The organism is Pseudomonas fluorescens, assembly GCF_000802965.1.
GTDB lineage: Bacteria > Pseudomonadota > Gammaproteobacteria > Pseudomonadales > Pseudomonadaceae > Aquipseudomonas > Aquipseudomonas fluorescens_A.
Genome location: NZ_JSAK01000019.1, coordinates 73,708 through 92,418, shown reverse-complemented (window position 1 = coordinate 92,418; position 18,711 = coordinate 73,708). Strand labels below are relative to the sequence as shown.

Below are 18,711 nucleotides of genomic sequence, written 5' to 3'. Positions count from 1 at the left end.
GTAGGGGTCAGGTGCCTTTGGGGCGATGGCCGCTGTCGCTGATTCGCGGGCGATCCGCTTCCGGCTCGCTCAACGGTTCGCAGACCTGCATCTGTTCCAGACACCGCTGGGCCAGTTGCTGATACTCGCGCGTCCCCGCCTGTTTCCACGCCACTTCCTGATCGCTGAGGCTGCGCTTGACGCTGGCCGGGGCGCCCATGATCAGCGACTGCTCCGGGCATTCGAAGCCGGCCTTGACGAATGCCGCTGCCGAGACGAAAGAACGCGGGCCGATGCGCGCGTTATCCATCACCACCGCATTCATCCCCACCAACGCATCGGCGCCGATCCGGCAACCGTGCAGCACCGCGCCGTGGCCGATGTGGCCGTTGCGCTCGACCACCGTGTCGCTGTCGGGGAAACCGTGCATCACGCAGGTGTCCTGCACATTGGCGCCCTCCTCCAGCACGATCCGCCCGAAATCGCCACGCAGGCTGGCCAGCGGCCCGACATAGCAATGCGGGCCGATGATCACATCACCGATCAATACGGCTGACGGGTGGACGTAAGCACTGGGATCAACCACCGGGGTCAGGCCATTGAGGCTGTAGCAGGTCATGGCGGGTTCCTTCACAAAGCGATGCCGATATTGACTCGTTTTGTATCACATCGCTTTTACCATCACAAAGACAAAAAAACCGTATCACTTGAAAAGGGCTTTCTCTGGCGTCCTTATTGACCCATGAAAACCCCGCGAAAATCCATATAAACCGGGCATTAAAGCGACACAACCGTCCTCTTTCACTCGATAAGCTAAAACCAAACAAACGACAAAAGGACACATTAAATCAATTTCAGTATTGCTTTTGCGTATCACGTTACAGGTATACTCCGACAAAACCGGCCCCAGCGGCCGATCCAATAACAAGCCGGCATCACCGCCGAGCGCGCACCGTGAGGGCATCCGCCATGCCTCTAACCCTTGCCGTCGAGATGATCGAGCCCGGCGTCCGCCTGATTACCCTGCAGCGCCCGCAAGCCTTGAATGCCCTGAACACCCAATTGCTGGGCGAGCTGGCAGACGAACTGAGCGCCGCACAAGCCGATCCCGAGACTCGCGCCGTAGTCATCACCGGCAGCCGCAAAGCCTTCGCCGCCGGCGCCGATATCAAGGAAATGGCCGAACGCGATCTGGTCGGCATCCTCGACGACCCGCGCCAGGCTTCGTGGCAAGCCATCACCCGCTTCAGCAAACCGCTGATCGCTGCCGTCAACGGCTTCGCTCTCGGTGGTGGCTGCGAACTGGCGATGCACGCCGACATCATCATTGCCGGCGAAGACGCTCGTTTCGGCCAGCCGGAAATCAACCTCGGGATCATGCCCGGCGCCGGCGGCACCCAACGCTTGCTACGCGCGGTCGGTAAATCCATGGCCATGCAAATGGTCCTGACCGGCGAGCCGATTGACGCGCGCCAGGCCCAGCGTGCCGGACTGGTCAGCGAAGTGACGCAACCGGAATTCACTGTCGACCGCGCCCTGCAGATCGCTCGCAACATTGCCGGCAAAGCTCCACTGGCGGTGCGCCTGGCCAAGGAAGCATTGCTCAAGGCCATGGACACCGACCTGGCCAGCGGCCTGCGTTTCGAGCGCCACGCCTTCACCGTGCTGGCCGGGACCCGCGACCGCGATGAAGGCATCGCGGCGTTCCAGGAAAAACGCACGCCGACTTTCACCGGCCAGTAATCGCCGAATTCGAGACCTCCAGGAGAGCGCCAAGACCATGAACTTCGAACACATCCTGTTTTCCATCGAGGCCGGCGTCGCCCTGCTCAGCCTCAACCGTCCGGACCAGCTCAATAGCTTCAACACCCAGATGCATGGCGAAGTGAAAGAAGCGCTGAAGCAAGTGCGGCAGAACCCTGACGTGCGCGTGCTTTTGCTGACCGGTGAAGGTCGTGGCTTCTGCGCCGGGCAGGACCTGAGCGACCGCAACGTCGCGCCGGGCAGCGCCGTTCCGGATCTGGGTGAGTCCATCGAGAAGTTCTACAACCCGATGATCCGCCAGCTGCGCGACCTGCCGATGCCCGTGATCTGCGCGGTCAACGGCGTGGCCGCGGGTGCCGGCGCGAACATTCCGCTGGCCTGTGACCTGGTGCTGGCGGCGCGTTCGGCCAGTTTCATTCAAGCGTTCTGCAAGATCGGGCTGATCCCTGATTCCGGCGGCACCTGGACCCTGCCGCGCCTGATCGGCATGGCCCGTGCCAAGGCTCTGGCCTTGCTCGGCAATCGCTTGACCGCCGAACAGGCCGAACAATGGGGACTGATTTACCAGTGCGTGGACGACGCTGATTTGCGCGACGAGGCCCTGAAACTGGCCCGACATCTGGCCACGCAACCGACCTACGGTCTGGCGCTGATCAAGCGCAGCCTCAACGCCAGCATGAGCAACAGTTTCGACGAACAGCTGGAGCTGGAGCGCGACCTGCAACGCCTGGCCGGGCGCAGCGAGGACTACCGCGAAGGCGTCAGCGCCTTCATGGAAAAACGCACCCCAAGCTTCAAGGGACGCTGAGCCATGACCGCACTCAATACCAACGCACGCGTCGCCGTGATCGGCGCCGGCGCCATGGGTGCCGGCATTGCCCAGGTCGCCGCCCAGGCCGGTCATCCAGTGTTGCTGCTGGACAATCGCCCCGGCGCCGCCGCCCAAGCCATCGAAGGCATCGACCGGCAACTGGGCAAACGGGTCGAGAACGGCAAGCTGGCCGCCGAGTCGCGCAACGCCACCATCGCTCGCCTGCAAGCCGCAGAAGCCATCGAAGCGCTGGCCGATTGCGAGCTGATCATCGAAGCCATCGTCGAGAACCTTGAGGTCAAGCGCGCCCTGTTCCGACAACTCGAAGGCATTTGCGGCGAGCACTGCATCCTGGCCAGCAATACCTCGTCGCTGTCGATCACCAGCATTGCCGCGCAGCTTGATCATCCGAATCGCCTGCTCGGCTTGCACTTCTTCAACCCGGCGCCAGTCATGGCGCTGGTGGAAATCGTCTCCGGTCTGGCCAGCGACCCGGCACTCGCCGAGTGCCTGTACGACACCGCCAAAGCCTGGGGCAAAAAACCAGTGCACACCCGCTCCACACCGGGCTTCATCGTCAACCGTGTGGCGCGGCCGTTTTATGCCGAGAGCCTGCGCCTGTTGCAGGAAGGCGCGGCCGATTGCCCGACGCTGGATGCGCTGATGCGCGACGCCGGCGGGTTTGCCATGGGTGCGTTCGAGCTGACCGACCTGATCGGCCATGACGTCAACTACGCCGTGACCTGTTCAGTGTTCGACGCCTATTACGCGGACACCCGCTTCCAGCCTTCGCTGATCCAGAAGGAACTGGTGGACGGCGGGCGACTGGGGCGCAAAAGCGGCCAGGGTTTCTACAGCTACGCCCAAGGTTCAGAACGCCCGCAACCGCTTGAGATCAGCAGCGATGCGAACGTAGAGGTTTGCATCGCCGAAGGTGATTTGGGCATCGCCCGTCGTTTGCTCCCGCGATTGAGCGAGCAAGGCGTCGAGGTCATCCAGCGCGATGGTCGCGGCCTGCTGCGCGTCGGTGATGCGGTACTGGCCTTGAGCGACGGTCGCATGGCCTGTCAGCGGGCCAAGGAAGACGGGCTGCGCAACCTGATCCTGCTGGATCTGACCCTCGATTACGCCAAGGCCCAGCGCATCGCCATCAGCTACGCGGCGGGCATTGATCCGCTCGCGCTCAAGCAAGGCATCGCCCTGCTGCAACGGGCCGGGCTCAAGGTCAGCCTGCTCAGCGACAGCCCGGCCCTCGCCGTCCTGCGCACTGTGGCGATGCTCGCCAACGAAGCGGCGGACGCCCTGCTGCAAGGCGTGGCCTCGGCCGCCGACATCGACCTCGCGATGCGCGCCGGGGTCAATTACCCCCAAGGCCCGCTGGCCTGGGCCGATGCCGTCGGCCTGCCGCACATTCTGAAAGTGCTGGAAAACCTGCAAGCCGGTTATGGCGAAGAACGCTACCGGCCGTCGTTGCTGTTGCGCCGCCGGGTTGCCGAAGGGAGGACATTCCATGACTAACCACGAAGCGATGAACCTGGCCGTCAACTGCGCGCAAACGCTGCTGGATCGCGACGCCGCCAGTCAGGCGATGGGCATCCGTTTGCTCTCCGCCGCCCCCGGTTGCGCCCGCGTCGGCATGACCGTGCGTGCCGACATGGTCCAGGGCCACGGCACGTGCCACGGCGGTTATCTGTTCGCCCTCGCCGACTCGGCGTTCGCCTTTGCCTGCAACAGCTACAACGAAGCCACGGTGGCCATCGGTTGCAGCATCGACTACATCGCGCCGGCTCGGCTGGGCGACACCCTGAACGCCGATTGCATCGAGCAAAGTCGTTCCGGTCGCACCGGCAACTACGACGTCCGCATTGAAAACCAGCAGGGCCAGTTGATCGCCCTGTTCCATGGCAAATCCTACAAAGTGCGCGGCTCGGTGCTGGCGCAGGAGAATCCCAATGAATGACGCCCTGATCATCGACGCGGTCCGCACCCCGATCGGTCGCTACGCCGGAGTCTTGAGCAGCGTGCGCGCCGACGACCTCGGCGCGGTGCCCCTGCGTGAACTGCTGCGCCGTCACCCGCAAGTTGACTGGAGCAGCGTCGACGATGTGATCTACGGCTGCGCCAACCAGGCCGGCGAAGACAACCGCAACGTCGCGCGCATGTCGGCGCTGCTGGCCGGGTTGCCGGTCAGCGTGCCCGGCACCACCCTCAATCGCCTGTGCGGCTCCGGACTGGATGCGGTCGGCACGGCGGCACGGGCGATTCGCAGCGGCGAAGCCGGGCTGATGCTGGTAGGCGGCGTCGAATCGATGTCCCGCGCACCGCTGGTGATGGGCAAGGCCGAGCAGGCGTTTTCCCGTGCCGCCGAAATCTTTGATACCACCATCGGCTGGCGCTTCGTCAATCCGCTGATGAAAAAAGCCTTCGGCATCGACTCCATGCCGGAAACCGCCGAGAACGTCGCCGTACAGTTCAACATCTCCCGCGCCGACCAGGACGCCTTCGCCCTGCGCAGCCAGCAACGCGCCGCTGCCGCCCAAGCCAATGGGCGTCTGGCGAAAGAAATCGTTGCGGTCGAAATTCCGCAGCGCAAAGGCCCGGCCAAAGTGGTCGAGCAGGACGAACACCCGCGCGGCGACACCACCCTTGAGCAGCTGGCCAAACTCGGCACGCCGTTCCGCGAAGGCGGCAGCGTCACTGCCGGCAACGCTTCCGGGGTCAACGACGGTGCTTGCGCATTGCTGCTGGCCAGCCCGGAAGTCGCCAAGCGTCACGGCCTCACCGCACGTGGTCGAGTGGTGGCGATGGCAACGGCTGGCGTGGAACCGCGAATCATGGGCATCGGCCCGGTCCCGGCGACCCGCAAGGTGCTGGAACTGGCCAACCTGAGCCTGGCCGACATGGACGTGATTGAGCTCAACGAAGCCTTTGCCGCGCAGGGCCTGGCGGTGTTGCGTGAACTGGGTCTGAGTGACACCGATCCGCGGGTCAACCCCAACGGCGGCGCCATTGCCCTCGGCCATCCGCTGGGCATGAGCGGCGCGCGCCTGGTGACCACCGCCCTGCATGAGCTTGAGGAACGCAATGGCCGCTACGCCCTGTGCACCATGTGCATCGGTGTTGGCCAGGGGATCGCGCTGATCATCGAGCGTCTACCCCACTAAAGAACCGCGATTCCCGAGGAGCCGAGAGGTATCCTTGGGGCATGCACTCAAAGCCCTTGTGCAAAAGGGCCGGAACACAAAAACAATTCGAGTGAAGTCATGAACATGCCAATTGCCCAATCCGTGCTTGATCCTGTGCTGGACCCGCTGGAAACCGCCAGCGTCGACGAACTCCGTCAGCACCAGCTGGAACGCCTGCGCTGGAGCCTCAACCACGCCTACAACAATGTGCCGCTGTACCGTCAGCGCTTCGATGCCCTGGGCGTGCACCCGGACGACATCAAGTCCCTCGACGACCTGGCGAAATTCCCGTTCACCACCAAGTCCGACCTGCGCGACAACTACCCCTACGGCATGTTCGCGGTGCCGATGCACGACATCGTGCGCCTGCACGCGTCCAGCGGCACCACCGGCAAACCAACCGTCGTCGGCTACACCCAGAACGACATCGACACCTGGGCCAACGTCGTGGCCCGTTCAATCCGAGCGGCGGGTGGCCGGCGTGGCGACAAAGTGCATATTTCCTATGGCTACGGCCTGTTCACCGGCGGCCTCGGCGCGCACTACGGCGCTGAACGCCTGGGTTGCACGGTGATCCCGATGTCCGGTGGCCAGACTGAAAAGCAAGTGCAACTGATCAAGGATTTCCAGCCGGACATCATCATGGTCACGCCGTCCTACATGCTCAACATCGCCGATGAAATCGAGCGCCAGGGCATCGACCCGCACAAACTGGCCCTGCGCCTGGGCATCTTCGGCGCCGAGCCGTGGACTGCCGAACTGCGCAGCGCCATCGAACAACGCCTGGGTATCACCGCCCTCGACATCTACGGTCTCTCGGAAATCATGGGCCCGGGCGTCGCCATGGAATGCGCCGAAACCAAGGACGGCCCGACGATCTGGGAAGACCACTTCTACCCGGAAATCATCGACCCGGTGACTGGCGAAGTGCTTCCGGACGGTCAGATGGGCGAACTGGTGTTCACTTCCTTGAGCAAAGAAGCCCTGCCGATGATCCGCTACCGCACCCGCGACCTGACGCGCCTGCTGCCGGGCACTGCACGGCCAATGCGACGCATCGACAAGATCACCGGACGCAGCGATGACATGCTGATCATCCGCGGGGTCAACGTGTTCCCGACGCAGATCGAAGAGCAGGTGCTGAAAGTCAAACAGCTGGCCGAGTGTTATGAGATCCATCTGTATCGCAATGGCAACCTCGACAGCGTGGATGTGCATGTCGAGTTGAAGGCTGAACATCAGCACCTGAGCGATGAACAGCAGAAGGCTGTTTGTGGTGAGTTGAGCAAGCACATCAAGACGTATATCGGGATCAGTTCGCGGATTGTCTTGCAGCCGTTCCATTCGATCAAACGCTCGGAAGGCAAGGCTTGCCACGTATTGGATAACCGTCCGAAAGCATGACTGCTGCACCCCTTATGGCCCCGCTTTTGCGGGGCTTTTTTTTGCCTGGAGCTTGTTGATTCCGAAGCCAGTCGCAATTCCTGTAGGAGCCGGCTTGCTGGCGATGGCGGCCGTACAGTCGACATCGCTGCGCCTGACATACCGCTATCGCCAGCAGGCTGGCTCCCACAGTTTGGATTGGGTACATCCGGTGGTGATTCGTTGTCTGTAGGAGCTGACGAGTGAAACGAGGCTGCGATCTTTTGATTTGGTTTTTTCAGGGCAAGGTCAAAAGATCGCAGCCTTCGGCAGCTCCTACAGGGTTGGGTACATTCGAGAGATATTTGTAGGCAGGCAGGGTGCTATCGCGAGCAAGCTCCCTCCCACAGTTTTGAAATGCATACGGACCAAACAACCAGGCCGGCCGGTAGGCCGCCTCGGCCCTTTTGATTCACCCGCCCCCTCGGCAGGCTGAGTGGAGGCGTTTATCCGGGGGTGGGCGCGCAGCGCCGTGCGGCGAAGCCGCACACATCGAGAGGAGGTCGTCGCGAAGCAGACCGGAGGCGATACCCCCGGATGAATGCCGGAGCGAAGGAACACCGAGCCTTAGCGAGGGGCCGTACGTAAGGGGCGAGCTTTTTTTGCTTACTTTTTTAGGCGCTTGTAAAAAAGTGAGTCGCCGTAAGGGCGAAACCATAAGCCGCCGTTACCGCAGCAACGGATATGTACCCAGCCCCGAAAAAACCACCACTCATCCAAAGCGATACAAAAAACAAATACGACACGTCATTTACTGTTTGATATTAATTTATGTATCGCTTATAAAGTTCTCCATGCCCTCGAACAGATTCACGGCGGGAGACCCCCAATGTACGCACAGCTCGTAGAAACAGGCGTAAAGCGCATCAAAGACCTCTCGGAGATGTCCGAAGAGGAACGCGCTTTCCAGGAAAAAATCGATTCAGAAATCAAGATCGAAGCCAAGAATTGGATGCCAGATGCCTACCGGCAAACCCTGATCCGGCAGATTTCCCAGCACGCCCACTCCGAAATCGTCGGCATGCTGCCCGAAGGCAACTGGGTCACCCGCGCGCCGACGCTCAAACGCAAACTGCAATTGATGGCGAAAATCCAGGACGAGGCCGGTCACGGTCTGTATCTGTACAGCGCCATGGAAACCCTCGGCGCCGACCGCGACGAAGAGATCGCCAAGCTGCACAGCGGCAAGGCCAAGTATTCGAGCATCTTCAATTACCCGACGCTGAACTGGGCCGACATGGGCGCGGTGGGCTGGCTGGTGGATGGCGCGGCGATCGTTAACCAGGTGGTTTTGCAGCGCACCTCCTACGGCCCCTACTCCCGGGCCATGGTGCGCATCTGCAAGGAAGAGAGTTTCCACCAGCGCCAGGGCTACGAAATCCTCCTGACCATGATGCGCCACGGTACTCAGGCACAAAAAGACATGGTCCAGGACGCCATCAATCGCCTGTGGTGGCCGTCGTTGATGATGTTCGGCCCGAGCGATGAACACTCGCCGAACAGCGCGCAATCCATGGCCTGGAAGATCAAGCGCCAGAGCAACGACGAACTGCGCCAGCGCTTCATCGACCAGACCATCCCGCAACTGGAGCTGCTGGGCTGCACCTGCCCCGACCCGGACCTGAAGTGGAACGCCGAAACCGGCCACTACGATTTCGGCGAGATCCAGTGGAGCGAATTCTACGAAGTGCTCAAGGGCAACGGCCCGTGCAACACCGAACGCGTCGCCACCCGCCGCAAGGCGATTGAAGACGGCGCCTGGGTTCGCGAAGCCGCCGTCGCCCACGCCTACAAAAAACAAAACAAGAACGCCGCCTGATTCGGCACGTTTGATGATCTTGATCTTCGGCGACTTCCCTGCCGCCAAAAGATCGCAGGCTGCGCCAGCTCCTACAGGAGCCGGTGATCCCGTGTAGGAGCTGCCGAAGGCTGCGATCTTTTGATCTTCAGCCCCGCCAGTAAAAACCGAACAGATGTGGAGTAACTGAAATGTCCGAGTGGACCCTCTTCGAAGTTTTCGTGCGCAGCAAGCACGGCCTCAACCACAAACACGTCGGCAGCGTGCATGCCGCCGACACCACCATGGCCATTGAGAACGCCCGCGAGCTGTACACCCGTCGCAGCGAAGGCGTGAGCCTGTGGGTCGTGCCATCGGCGCTGATCACCGCCTCGTCGCCGGATGAAAAAGATCCCCTGTTCGATCCGTCGGACGACAAGGTCTACCGCCATGCCAGCTTCTACGAGCTGCCGGCCGAAGTCGGGCACATGTGAGGTCGACCATGAATAACAAAACCGATCTGATCGAATTCCTGCTGCGCCTCGGCGACAGCGCTCTGATTCAGGGCCAGCGCCTGTGCCAATGGTGCGGCAAGGCGCCGGCGCTGGAAGAAGAACTGGCGCTGATGAACGTCGGCCTCGACCTGGTGGGCCAGGCGCGCAACTGGCTGGATTACGCCGCTGAACTGCTGGACGACGGCCGCGACGCCGATGACCTGGCGTTCCGCCGCGACGAACGTGCCTATCGCAACCTGCTGCTGGTGGAACAACCCAACGGCGACTACGCGGTGACCATCCTCAAGCAGTTCCTGTATGACGCCTGGCACCTGCAAGTGCTCACCGGCCTGGGCCAGTCCAGCGATGAGCGCATCGCCGGGATCGCCGCCAAAGCCGTGAAGGAAGTGACCTATCACCTGCGCCGCTCCGGCGAGTGGGTCGAGCGTCTGGGTGACGGCACCGAGGAAAGCCACCGGCGCATGCTCGCGGCGATTCCCGAGGTTTGGCGTTTCACCGTGGAACTGACCAGCGCCGACGACAGCGAACAGCGTCTGCATGCCGCTGGCATTACCCCGGACACCGCGCAAGTCGCCGCTGCCTGGCAAGCCAAGGTCAATGAAATTTTCGCCAGCGCCACCCTGCCGGTTCCCGCCGCGCCAAGCTATTTCTACCTGAACGCACGCAAGGGCCTGCACACCGAACACCTGGGCATTCTGCTGGCCGAAATGCAGTTCCTGCCACGAGCGTACCCCGATGCAACCTGGTGAGCTGATCGCCAGCGACCTCGGCGCCCGGCCGGCACAACCGACCGACCTGGCGGCTGCGTGGGCGATCCTGTCCGAAGTCATGGACCCGGAAGTGCCGGTGGTCAGCGTGGTGGACCTTGGCATCGTTCGCGATCTCGATTGGCAGGCTGGGCATTTGCACGTGGTGGTCACACCGACCTACTCCGGTTGCCCGGCCACCGAAGTGATTGAGAGTGATATCCGCCAGGCGCTGGAGCTGGCCGGTTTCCAAGCACCCAACCTGGAACGCCGTTTGACCCCGGCCTGGACCACCGACTGGATCAGCGCCAGCGGCCGCGAACGCCTGCGCGCCTACGGCATCGCACCGCCAGAAGGCAGCACCAGCAAGCGCAGCCTGCTCGGTGAAAGCCCGGTGATCGTCTGCCCGCAATGCGGCAGCGCCCACACCGAGGTGCTCAGCGAGTTCGGTTCCACCGCGTGCAAGGCGCTGTACCGCTGCGTCGATTGCCGGGAACCGTTCGACTATTTCAAGTGCATCTGAGCGGCGATCGGCCGACCCAGTTGGAGAACAATAATGAGCAAATTTCACAGCCTGACCATCAAGGACGTGCGCACCGAGACCCGTGATGCGGTGTCCATCGCCTTCGAGATTCCGCAGGAGCTGCAAGACAGCTTTCATTACACCCAAGGCCAGCACCTGGTGATGCGCACCCAACTGGACGGTGAAGAAGTACGCCGTTCGTACTCGATCTGCACCGGGGTCAACGACGGTGAACTGCGCGTTGCCATCAAGCGTGTGGCGGGCGGGCGCTTTTCCGCGTTCGCCAACGAACAGCTGAAAGCCGGGCACAGCCTGGAAGTCATGCCGCCCGCCGGGCATTTCAGAGTCGAACTCGATCCTGCTCGCCACGGCAGCTACCTCGCGGTCGCGGCCGGCAGCGGTATCACGCCGATCCTGTCGATCATCAAAACCACCCTGGAAACCGAGCCCCACAGCCGCGTCACTTTGCTGTACGGCAACCGTTCCAGCTCTGGCGCGCTGTTCCGCGAACAGCTCGAAGACCTGAAAAACCGCTACCTGCAACGCCTGAACCTGATCTTCGTGTTCAGCCGCGAGCAGCAAGATGTCGACTTGTACAACGGCCGGATCAACGCCGAGAAATGCGAGCAATTGTTCAGCCGCTGGCTCGACGTCAAGGCCCTCGATGCCGCGTTTATTTGCGGCCCGCAGGAAATGACCGAGACCGTGCGCGACAGCCTCAAGGCCAAGGGCATGGCGCCTGAGCGCATTCATTTCGAACTGTTCGCCGCCGCTGGCAGCCAGCAAAAACGCGAAGCCCGCGAGGCGGCGCGTCAGGTGGATGCGGCGGTCAGCCAGATCACCGTGATCAGCGACGGTCGCGCCCTGGCCTTCGACCTTCCGCGCAACAGCCAGAGCATTCTCGACGCCGGCAATGCCCAAGGCGCCGAACTGCCCTACTCGTGCAAGGCCGGCGTGTGCTCGACCTGCAAATGCAAGGTCATCGAAGGCGAAGTGGAAATGGACAGCAACCATGCCTTGGAAGACTACGAAGTGGCGGCCGGTTATGTGCTGTCGTGCCAGGCCTTCCCGATCAGCGACAGGGTGGTGCTGGATTTCGATCAGCTCTGATTCTTCTGCCGTAATTGAATGATCCACAAAATCCTGTGGCGAGGGAGCTTGCTCCCGCTGGGCTGTGAAGCGGCCCCAAAACCGGCCATCTGGTTTAGCTAGATAAAACGCGGATGCAGAATTTACGACGGCTGCGCCGCCGAGCGGGAGCAAGCTCCCTCGCCACAACACAGGCAATACGTTCGTTCATACAAAAACAATAAGGAGAGCGCTTCCATGACACCCCAAGACATAGAACTCATCCGCCAGCACCCCGACTTCATCCAGTTGGTGCGGCGCAAGCAAAAGCTCTACTGGTCGCTGTCGCTGATCATGCTGGTGATCTATTTCGGCTTCGTGCTGCTGGTGGCGTTCTCCCCTTCCACCCTCGGCCAGTCGCTGAGCGGCGGCGTGACCACCGTGGGCATGTTGGTCGGTGTGGTGATTGTGGTACTGGCCTTTGCGTTGACCGGTTTTTATGTCTATCGCGCCAACAACGTGATCGACCCGCTGAATGAAAAACTCAAGCAGGAGTGCGCCCGATGAGCCGCCTTCTCGCGCTGTTCCTGCTGCCGCTGGCAGTGGTCACGGACGTTGCCGTCGCGGCCGACGGCGCATCGCGACCATTGAACTGGAACGCCATCGGCATGTTCCTGGTGTTCGTTTTATTCACCCTCGGCGTGACCCGTTGGGCGGCATTGCGCACCCGTTCGGCCAGCGACTTCTATACCGCCGGCGGCGGCATGACCGGCTTTCAGAACGGCCTGGCGATAGCTGGCGACATGATCTCGGCGGCGTCCTTTCTAGGCATTTCCGCGATGATGTTCCTCAATGGCTATGACGGTTTGCTCTACGCCTTGGGCGTGTTGGCGGGCTGGCCGATCATCCTGTTTTTGATTGCCGAGCGCCTGCGCAACCTCGGTAAATACACGTTCGCCGACGTGGTTTCCTATCGCCTGGAACAGACTCCGGTGCGCCTGACTTCGGCCTTTGGCACCCTCACCGTGGCGCTGATGTACCTGGTGGCGCAGATGGTCGGCGCCGGCAAATTGATCGAGTTGCTGTTCGGCATCGACTACCTCTACGCGGTGATGCTGGTCGGCGTGTTGATGGTGTTCTACGTGACCTTCGGCGGCATGCTCGCCACCACGTGGGTGCAGATCATCAAAGCGGTGATGCTGCTGTTCGGCACCAGTTTCATGGCGTTCATGGTGCTCAAGTATTTCGGTTTCAGCACCGAGGCGATGTTCGCCGGCGCCACCGCCGTGCATGCCAAGGGCAGCGCGATCATGGCCCCCGGTGGCTTGCTGTCGAACCCGATCGATGCGATTTCCCAGGGGATGGGCATGATCTTCGGCACCGCCGGGCTGCCGCACATCCTGATGCGTTTCTTCACGGTCAGCGATGCCAAGGAAGCACGTAAAAGCGTGTTCTACGCCACCGGTTTCATTGGCTACTTCTACCTGCTGCTGATCATCGTCGGCTTCGGCGCCATCGTCATGGTCGGCACCGACCCTTCGTATCGCGATGCCAGCGGTGCGATCATCGGCGGCGGCAACATGGTCGCCGTGCACCTGGCCCAGGCCGTGGGTGGCAACCTGTTCCTGGGTTTCATTTCGGCAGTGGCTTTCGCCACCATTCTGGCGGTGGTCGCCGGGCTGGCATTGTCCGGCGCCTCGGCGGTGTCCCACGACCTGTATGCCTGCGTGATGCGCAAGGGCCAGGCCAGCGAACAGCAGGAAATGCGTGTCTCGCGCATCGCCACGGCTTGCATTGGTGTGCTGGCGATCATCCTGGGCCTGCTCTTCGAATCGCAAAACATTGCCTTCCTCTCGGGCCTGGTTCTGGCCATCGCCGCGTCGGTGAATTTCCCCGTGCTGTTCCTTTCGATGTACTGGAAAGGCCTGACCACCCGTGGCGCGGTCATCGGCAGCCTGATGGGGCTGGTCTCGGCAATCGTCTTGCTGGTGCTGAGCCCGGCGGTGTGGGTCAACTTGATGCACCACGACAAGGCGCTATTCCCGTATTCCAACCCGGCACTGTTTTCCATGAGCCTGGCCTTCTTCAGCGCCTGGCTGTTTTCCGTCACCGACCGATCACCCCGTGCGGTGCTTGAGCGCGGCCGTTACCTGGCGCAGTTCATCCGTTCCATGACCGGTATCGGCGCCTCGGGCGCCAGCCAGCACTGACCCTTAACTTGAAGGGCGCGGTTGCGGCCGCGCCAGACACTGACCAAACCCGGAGCAATTGTGATGTCCTCTTCACCTACCCTGCAAAGCTTCATCGCCGGTCGCTGGATCGGCCAACACGGCGCGCAGGTCCTGCGCAGCGCCCTCGACGGCCATGAAATCTTCCGTACCCACGAAGAACGCCCGGACTTCGCCGAAGCCATCGAACACGGCCGCCGCCAAGGTGTCAGCGGCCTGATGGCGCTGGATTTCCAGCAACGCGCCCAACGCCTCAAGGCACTGGCCTTGTACTTGAGCGAGCGCAAGGAACAGCTCTACGCGATCTCCCATCACAGCGGCGCGACCCGTGCCGACAGCTGGATCGACATCGAAGGCGGCAACAGCACGCTGTTCACCTACGCCAGCCTCGGCTCCCGTGAATTGCCATCCGGTAACGTCGTCCACGAAGGCCCGGCGCTGCAACTGAGCAAAATGGGCAGCTTTGCAGGCACCCACATTCTGGTGCCACGTGGCGGCGTGGCGGTGCACATCAACGCCTTCAACTTCCCGATCTGGGGCATGCTGGAAAAGTTCGCCCCGAGCTTCCTCGCGGGCATGCCGTGCATCGTCAAACCGGCCAGCGCCACCAGCTACCTGACCGAAGCCGTGGTGCGCATGATGGACGAATCCGGTCTGCTGCCGGCGGGCAGTCTGCAACTGATCATCGGCGGCACCGGCGACCTGCTCGACCGCCTGCAAGGCCAGGACGTGGTGACCTTCACCGGTTCCGCCGACACCGCCGCCAAGCTGCGGGTCAACCCGAACCTGATCCGCAATTCGGTGCCGTTCACCGCCGAAGCCGACTCGCTGAACTGCGCAATCCTCGCCCCGGACGTGACGCCGGACGACGAAGAATTCGAGCTGTTCATCAAGGAAGTCGCTCGGGAAATGACCACCAAGGCCGGGCAGAAATGCACCGCCATTCGCCGCGCCATTGTGCCGGCCAAACACATCGATGCAGTGGCCACGCGCCTGCGTGATCGTCTGGCAAAAGTGGTCGTCGGCGACCCGTCGGTGGAAGGTGTGCGCATGGGTGCGTTGGCTTCCCACGATCAGCAGAAAGACGTGGCCGAACGCCTGGAAGCCCTGTTGCAGAGCAGCGATATGCTGTTCGGCGCCCGCGATGGCTTTGAACCACGCGGTGTGAACGTAGATAAAGGCGCGTTCTTCGCCCCGACGCTGTTGCAGTCCCGCGATCCGCATGCCGAAGGTGGCGCCCACGATATCGAAGCGTTTGGCCCGGTCAGCACGTTGATGGCTTACGACGATCTGGATGAAGCACTGGCCCTCGCCGCACGCGGTAAAGGCAGTCTGGTCGCCAGCCTGGTGACCAAGGATCCGCAAATCGCCGCCAAAGCGATTCCGGTGGCGGCGGCATTGCACGGCCGTTTGCTGGTGCTGGACCGCAATTGCGCGGGTGAATCCACCGGTCACGGCTCGCCTCTGCCGCAGCTGAAACACGGTGGCCCAGGTCGTGCCGGCGGTGGTGAAGAACTCGGTGGTTTGCGTGCGGTGAAACATTACCTGCAACGCGCGGCGGTACAGGGTTCGCCGACTATGCTGGCAGCCGTTACCGGCGAATTCGTGCGTGGCGCCAAGGTCATTGAAACCGAGGTGCATCCGTTCCGTCGCTACTTCCAGGATCTGCAGATTGGCGAGTCGCTGCTGACGCACCGTCGTACCGTAACCGAGGCGGACCTGGTGAATTTCGGTTGCCTGTCCGGCGATCACTTCTACATGCACTTCGACGACATCGCGGCCAAGGAATCGCAATTCGGCAAACGTATCGCCCACGGTTATTTCGTGCTGTCGGCAGCCGCCGGTTTGTTCGTATCCCCCGGCGTCGGCCCGGTGCTGGCCAACTACGGCCTCGACACCTTGCGCTTCATCAACCCGGTGGGCATCGGCGACACCATCCAGGCGCGCCTGACCTGCAAACGCAAGATCGACCAGGGCAAGAAGAGCCCGCAAGGCGTTCCGCAAGGGGTGGTGGCGTGGGATGTGGAAGTCACCAACCAGCTCGGCGAGTTGGTCGCCAGCTATGACATTTTGACCTTGGTCGTCAAACGCGAAGACTGACCGCCCCTTGTAGGAGCCGGCTTGCTGGCGACGGCGATCTATCGGTAATGATGTTGTCGACTGACACACCGCCATCGCTGGCAAGCCAGCTCCCACAAGGTTACGGGTTGGCCCCAGGAATTTGATCCACCGCAAAACCCGTAGGAGCCGGCTTGCTGGCGATGGCGATCTATCGGTAACGAAGATGTCGACTGACACGCCGCCATCGCTGGCAAGCCAGCTCCTACAATGCCTGCGTTATGTTCAGTGCTTGCGCAACCACTCGATAAACAGCGCAAACAACTCCGACTGCGATCCCACTTCCAGTTTCATATACAGATTCTTGCGGTGCATGCGCACGGTTTCCGGTGAGATGCTCATCTGGCTGGCCGTGGACTTCACCGAGTGGCCCCTGAGTACCATGTGGGCCACTTCCCGCTCGCGTTCGGTCAGTACGTCGCAACCGAATTGCTCGAACGCCGACTGCACCCGGTGTTTGAGATCATCGCGCAGGCCTTGATCGTTATTGCTCTGGATTTCGCTATTGCGCTGCAAGCCACGCTGACTGAACTCGCTGACAAACTCGCGCACCAGCGGTTCGACGGCGCGCAACACATTCAACTGTTCGACCCGCAGGCACTCACCGCCGAAACCTTGAAAGAGGCTCACGGAAATCTTCGTGTCATTGCCGGCGTCGACGATGTAGTAGCTGTCTTCCGAACAACCCGCGTTCAGGTAGTAAGTCTTGTAATAGTCACTGTCGAAAAAGTTGTCCGGGGCAATTTCCTCCAGGTGATAGAACCCCTGCGCCAGCCCCTGCTCCACCGCCAGGCAAAATGGGTCGAGCAAATAGCCGCCGGAAAAATAGCGCTCGAGAATCGACACCTGATACTCCTGGGCAATCCCGCGCTGATGCAGCAACTGCGGCGCGCGGTCCTTGCGCTCCAGGCTGATCATCATCGACTCGATGGACACCAGTTGCGCCAAGGCTGACGCCAGGTATTGCAGGGCGTCAGGCTCGTCGATATGGGCGAATGCCTCGCGCATTCCCCCATGCCATTTGTGCAACGCCCCGAAGGGCATTGCGATCAACGTATCGTCGTTCGGTTTGCTCATGCCCCGCAGTCTAGCGGGTGAGCAGGCCCTAGGTAAAAGCCTGACTGAAGCACTCATTGCCCGGAATACTGGCCGCTCTGCTCAAGCTCGGCCGCCACTTCCAGAATGCACTCGCGCAGGATCTCGACGATTTCATCCACTTGGGCGTAAGTGAGAATCAGCGGCGGCGACATGACATTGAGGTGCATGATCGGCCGCACCAGCAAACCTTTGGCCTGGGCTCGCGAATGGATTTTCTCACCGATATTGATCTCGTCGGCAAACAACGCCTTCGTGCGCTTATCGGCGACGAACTCCACGCACGCCATCAATTTCAGGCAACGCACGTCACCCACCAGCGGCAAATTCCTGAGCGTGGCCAGACGCTGCTCCAGGTAGCCGCCGACATCGTCGACATGGGCCAGCAGGTTTTCCCGCTCGATGATTTCAATGTTCTTCAGCGCCGCCGTGCAGCACACCGGATGCCCGCTGTAGGTGAAACCGTGGGTGAAGCAGCGGCCCTTGCCCGGCTCGGCGATGACCTTCCAGATGCGGTCGGAAAAGATGCACGCGCCCAGCGGCAGATAGGCCGAGGTCAGCCCCTTGGCGGTGGTGATGATGTCGGGCTGAACGTCGAACACGTCCTTGGACGCGAAGAACTTGCCCAAGCGTCCGAACGAAGTGACCACTTCATCGGCAACGAACAGGATGTCGAAGCGCTGGCAGACCTCCCACATGCGCTTGAGATAACCCTTTGGCGGAATGATCACGCCACCCGAGCCCATGACCGGTTCAGCGAAAAAAGCCGCAACCTTGTCGACGCCAATCGACTGGATCTTGTCTTCGAATTCCTTGACCAGGAACTCGAGAAACTGCGCCTCGTCCATGCCTTCCGGTGCGCGGTAGGGATTGGGATTGGAAACGTGGTGGATCAGCGGGTTCGCGTAATCGAACTCCGGCACCCGGTCGGCGGCCTTGTTGCCGATCGACATCGTCAGCGTGGTCGAGCCGTGATAGGCGTTGAAACGGGCGATGATGTGCTTCTTCTCCGGCTTGCCACGGCAGTTCTGGTAGTACTGGATCAGCCGGTACGCGGTGTCCACCGCCGTGGAGCCACCGGTGGTGAGAAACACATGGTCGAGATCGCCGGGCGCGAGGCTGGCAAGTTTTTCGCACAGCTGAATCGCCACGTTGTTCGACATGTCGGAAAACGGATTGGAATAGGCCAGCTGCCGCACTTGATCGGCGATGGCCAGGGCCATTTCCTCGCGACCGAGGCCAATGTTGGTGCACCACATGCCGCCGACCGCGTCGAGAAAGCGGTTGCCCTCGGTGTCGTAAATGTAGGCGCCGTCACCGGCCACGATGTTCAGCGAGCCTTGCTCGGCATGCTCGTCGAACACGTGATAGCCGTGCATGTGATGAGCCTTGTCGGCCTTGACCAGTTCAGCGGCTTCTACGGTCGAGAACAGTTTTTTAGTCGAGTTAGTCATACCAAAACCTCAAACAAAACGATTGA

17 protein-coding genes are annotated in these 18,711 nt (G+C 61.6%); 14 read left to right on the top strand and 3 right to left on the bottom strand.

Going from position 1 to position 18,711, the window contains the following annotated elements; genetic code table 11:
* Window positions 1-7: 7 nt before the first annotated feature.
* Window positions 8-598: a phenylacetic acid degradation protein PaaY gene (paaY, locus tag NL64_RS17320; RefSeq protein WP_034149294.1), complete on the bottom strand. Its 591-nt coding sequence runs from the start codon at window positions 596-598 to the stop codon at window positions 8-10.
* Window positions 599-948: 350 nt separating this feature from the next.
* Here paaY and paaF point away from each other — a divergent pair, with 350 nt between their 5' ends.
* From paaF to paaZ, 14 genes are all read left to right on the top strand, one after another.
* Complete coding sequence (paaF, locus tag NL64_RS17315; protein ID WP_034149293.1) at window positions 949-1,722, top strand: 2,3-dehydroadipyl-CoA hydratase PaaF; 774 nt, start codon at window positions 949-951, stop codon at window positions 1,720-1,722.
* Window positions 1,723-1,759: 37 nt separating this feature from the next.
* Window positions 1,760-2,551 carry a 2-(1,2-epoxy-1,2-dihydrophenyl)acetyl-CoA isomerase PaaG gene (gene paaG, locus NL64_RS17310; protein WP_034149292.1) on the top strand — a complete coding sequence of 264 codons (792 nt, stop codon included), beginning with the start codon at window positions 1,760-1,762 and terminating at the stop codon, window positions 2,549-2,551.
* A 3-nt stretch (window positions 2,552-2,554) separates the two neighbouring features.
* Window positions 2,555-4,072 (top strand): 3-hydroxyacyl-CoA dehydrogenase PaaH, encoded by a 1,518-nt coding sequence (gene paaH / locus NL64_RS17305; protein ID WP_034149291.1) that lies wholly within the window; start codon window positions 2,555-2,557, stop codon window positions 4,070-4,072.
* Window positions 4,065-4,514, top strand: a complete 450-nt coding sequence (gene paaI / locus NL64_RS17300) for a hydroxyphenylacetyl-CoA thioesterase PaaI (protein ID WP_034149290.1) — start codon at window positions 4,065-4,067, stop codon at window positions 4,512-4,514. Before paaH ends, paaI begins: the two co-directional genes overlap by 8 nt.
* On the top strand, window positions 4,507-5,718 hold the full coding sequence (pcaF, locus tag NL64_RS17295; RefSeq protein WP_034149289.1) for a 3-oxoadipyl-CoA thiolase: 1,212 nt from the start codon (window positions 4,507-4,509) through the stop codon (window positions 5,716-5,718). The genes paaI and pcaF overlap by 8 nt, the downstream gene beginning before the upstream one ends.
* 99 nt (window positions 5,719-5,817) lie before the next feature.
* Window positions 5,818-7,143: a phenylacetate--CoA ligase PaaK gene (paaK, locus tag NL64_RS17290; RefSeq protein WP_034149288.1), complete on the top strand. Its 1,326-nt coding sequence runs from the start codon at window positions 5,818-5,820 to the stop codon at window positions 7,141-7,143.
* A gap of 847 nt (window positions 7,144-7,990) precedes the next feature.
* Complete coding sequence (gene paaA / locus NL64_RS17285; RefSeq protein ID WP_034149287.1) at window positions 7,991-8,980, top strand: 1,2-phenylacetyl-CoA epoxidase subunit PaaA; 990 nt, start codon at window positions 7,991-7,993, stop codon at window positions 8,978-8,980.
* 170 nt (window positions 8,981-9,150) lie between these two features.
* Window positions 9,151-9,432 (top strand): 1,2-phenylacetyl-CoA epoxidase subunit PaaB, encoded by a 282-nt coding sequence (paaB, locus tag NL64_RS17280; RefSeq protein WP_007943393.1) that lies wholly within the window; start codon window positions 9,151-9,153, stop codon window positions 9,430-9,432.
* An 8-nt stretch (window positions 9,433-9,440) separates the two neighbouring features.
* Window positions 9,441-10,202: a 1,2-phenylacetyl-CoA epoxidase subunit PaaC gene (paaC, locus tag NL64_RS17275; protein WP_034149286.1), complete on the top strand. Its 762-nt coding sequence runs from the start codon at window positions 9,441-9,443 to the stop codon at window positions 10,200-10,202.
* Window positions 10,189-10,722: a 1,2-phenylacetyl-CoA epoxidase subunit PaaD gene (gene paaD / locus NL64_RS17270; RefSeq protein WP_034149285.1), complete on the top strand. Its 534-nt coding sequence runs from the start codon at window positions 10,189-10,191 to the stop codon at window positions 10,720-10,722. The genes paaC and paaD overlap by 14 nt, the downstream gene beginning before the upstream one ends.
* A gap of 33 nt (window positions 10,723-10,755) precedes the next feature.
* The gene (gene paaE, locus NL64_RS17265; protein WP_034149284.1) at window positions 10,756-11,832 is read left to right on the top strand and encodes a 1,2-phenylacetyl-CoA epoxidase subunit PaaE; all 1,077 of its coding nucleotides are present in this window, start codon (window positions 10,756-10,758) and stop codon (window positions 11,830-11,832) included.
* Window positions 11,833-12,048: 216 nt separating this feature from the next.
* A complete protein-coding gene (locus NL64_RS17260) occupies window positions 12,049-12,357 on the top strand; it encodes a DUF485 domain-containing protein (protein WP_034149283.1) in 309 nt (102 codons plus the stop codon).
* Entirely contained in the window at window positions 12,354-14,000 is a 1,647-nt protein-coding gene (locus NL64_RS17255; RefSeq protein WP_080758006.1) for a cation acetate symporter, read from the top strand. The genes NL64_RS17260 and NL64_RS17255 overlap by 4 nt, the downstream gene beginning before the upstream one ends.
* A gap of 63 nt (window positions 14,001-14,063) precedes the next feature.
* Window positions 14,064-16,118, top strand: a complete 2,055-nt coding sequence (gene paaZ / locus NL64_RS17250) for a phenylacetic acid degradation bifunctional protein PaaZ (protein ID WP_034149282.1) — start codon at window positions 14,064-14,066, stop codon at window positions 16,116-16,118.
* A 243-nt stretch (window positions 16,119-16,361) separates the two neighbouring features.
* Here paaZ and NL64_RS17245 read toward each other — a convergent pair whose 3' ends face one another.
* Window positions 16,362-17,270 carry a helix-turn-helix domain-containing protein gene (locus tag NL64_RS17245; protein ID WP_034149281.1) on the bottom strand — a complete coding sequence of 303 codons (909 nt, stop codon included), beginning with the start codon at window positions 17,268-17,270 and terminating at the stop codon, window positions 16,362-16,364.
* Entirely contained in the window at window positions 17,267-18,685 is a 1,419-nt protein-coding gene (locus NL64_RS17240; RefSeq protein ID WP_034149280.1) for an aminotransferase, read from the bottom strand. Before NL64_RS17240 ends, NL64_RS17245 begins: the two co-directional genes overlap by 4 nt.
* Window positions 18,686-18,711: the final 26 nt, after the last annotated feature.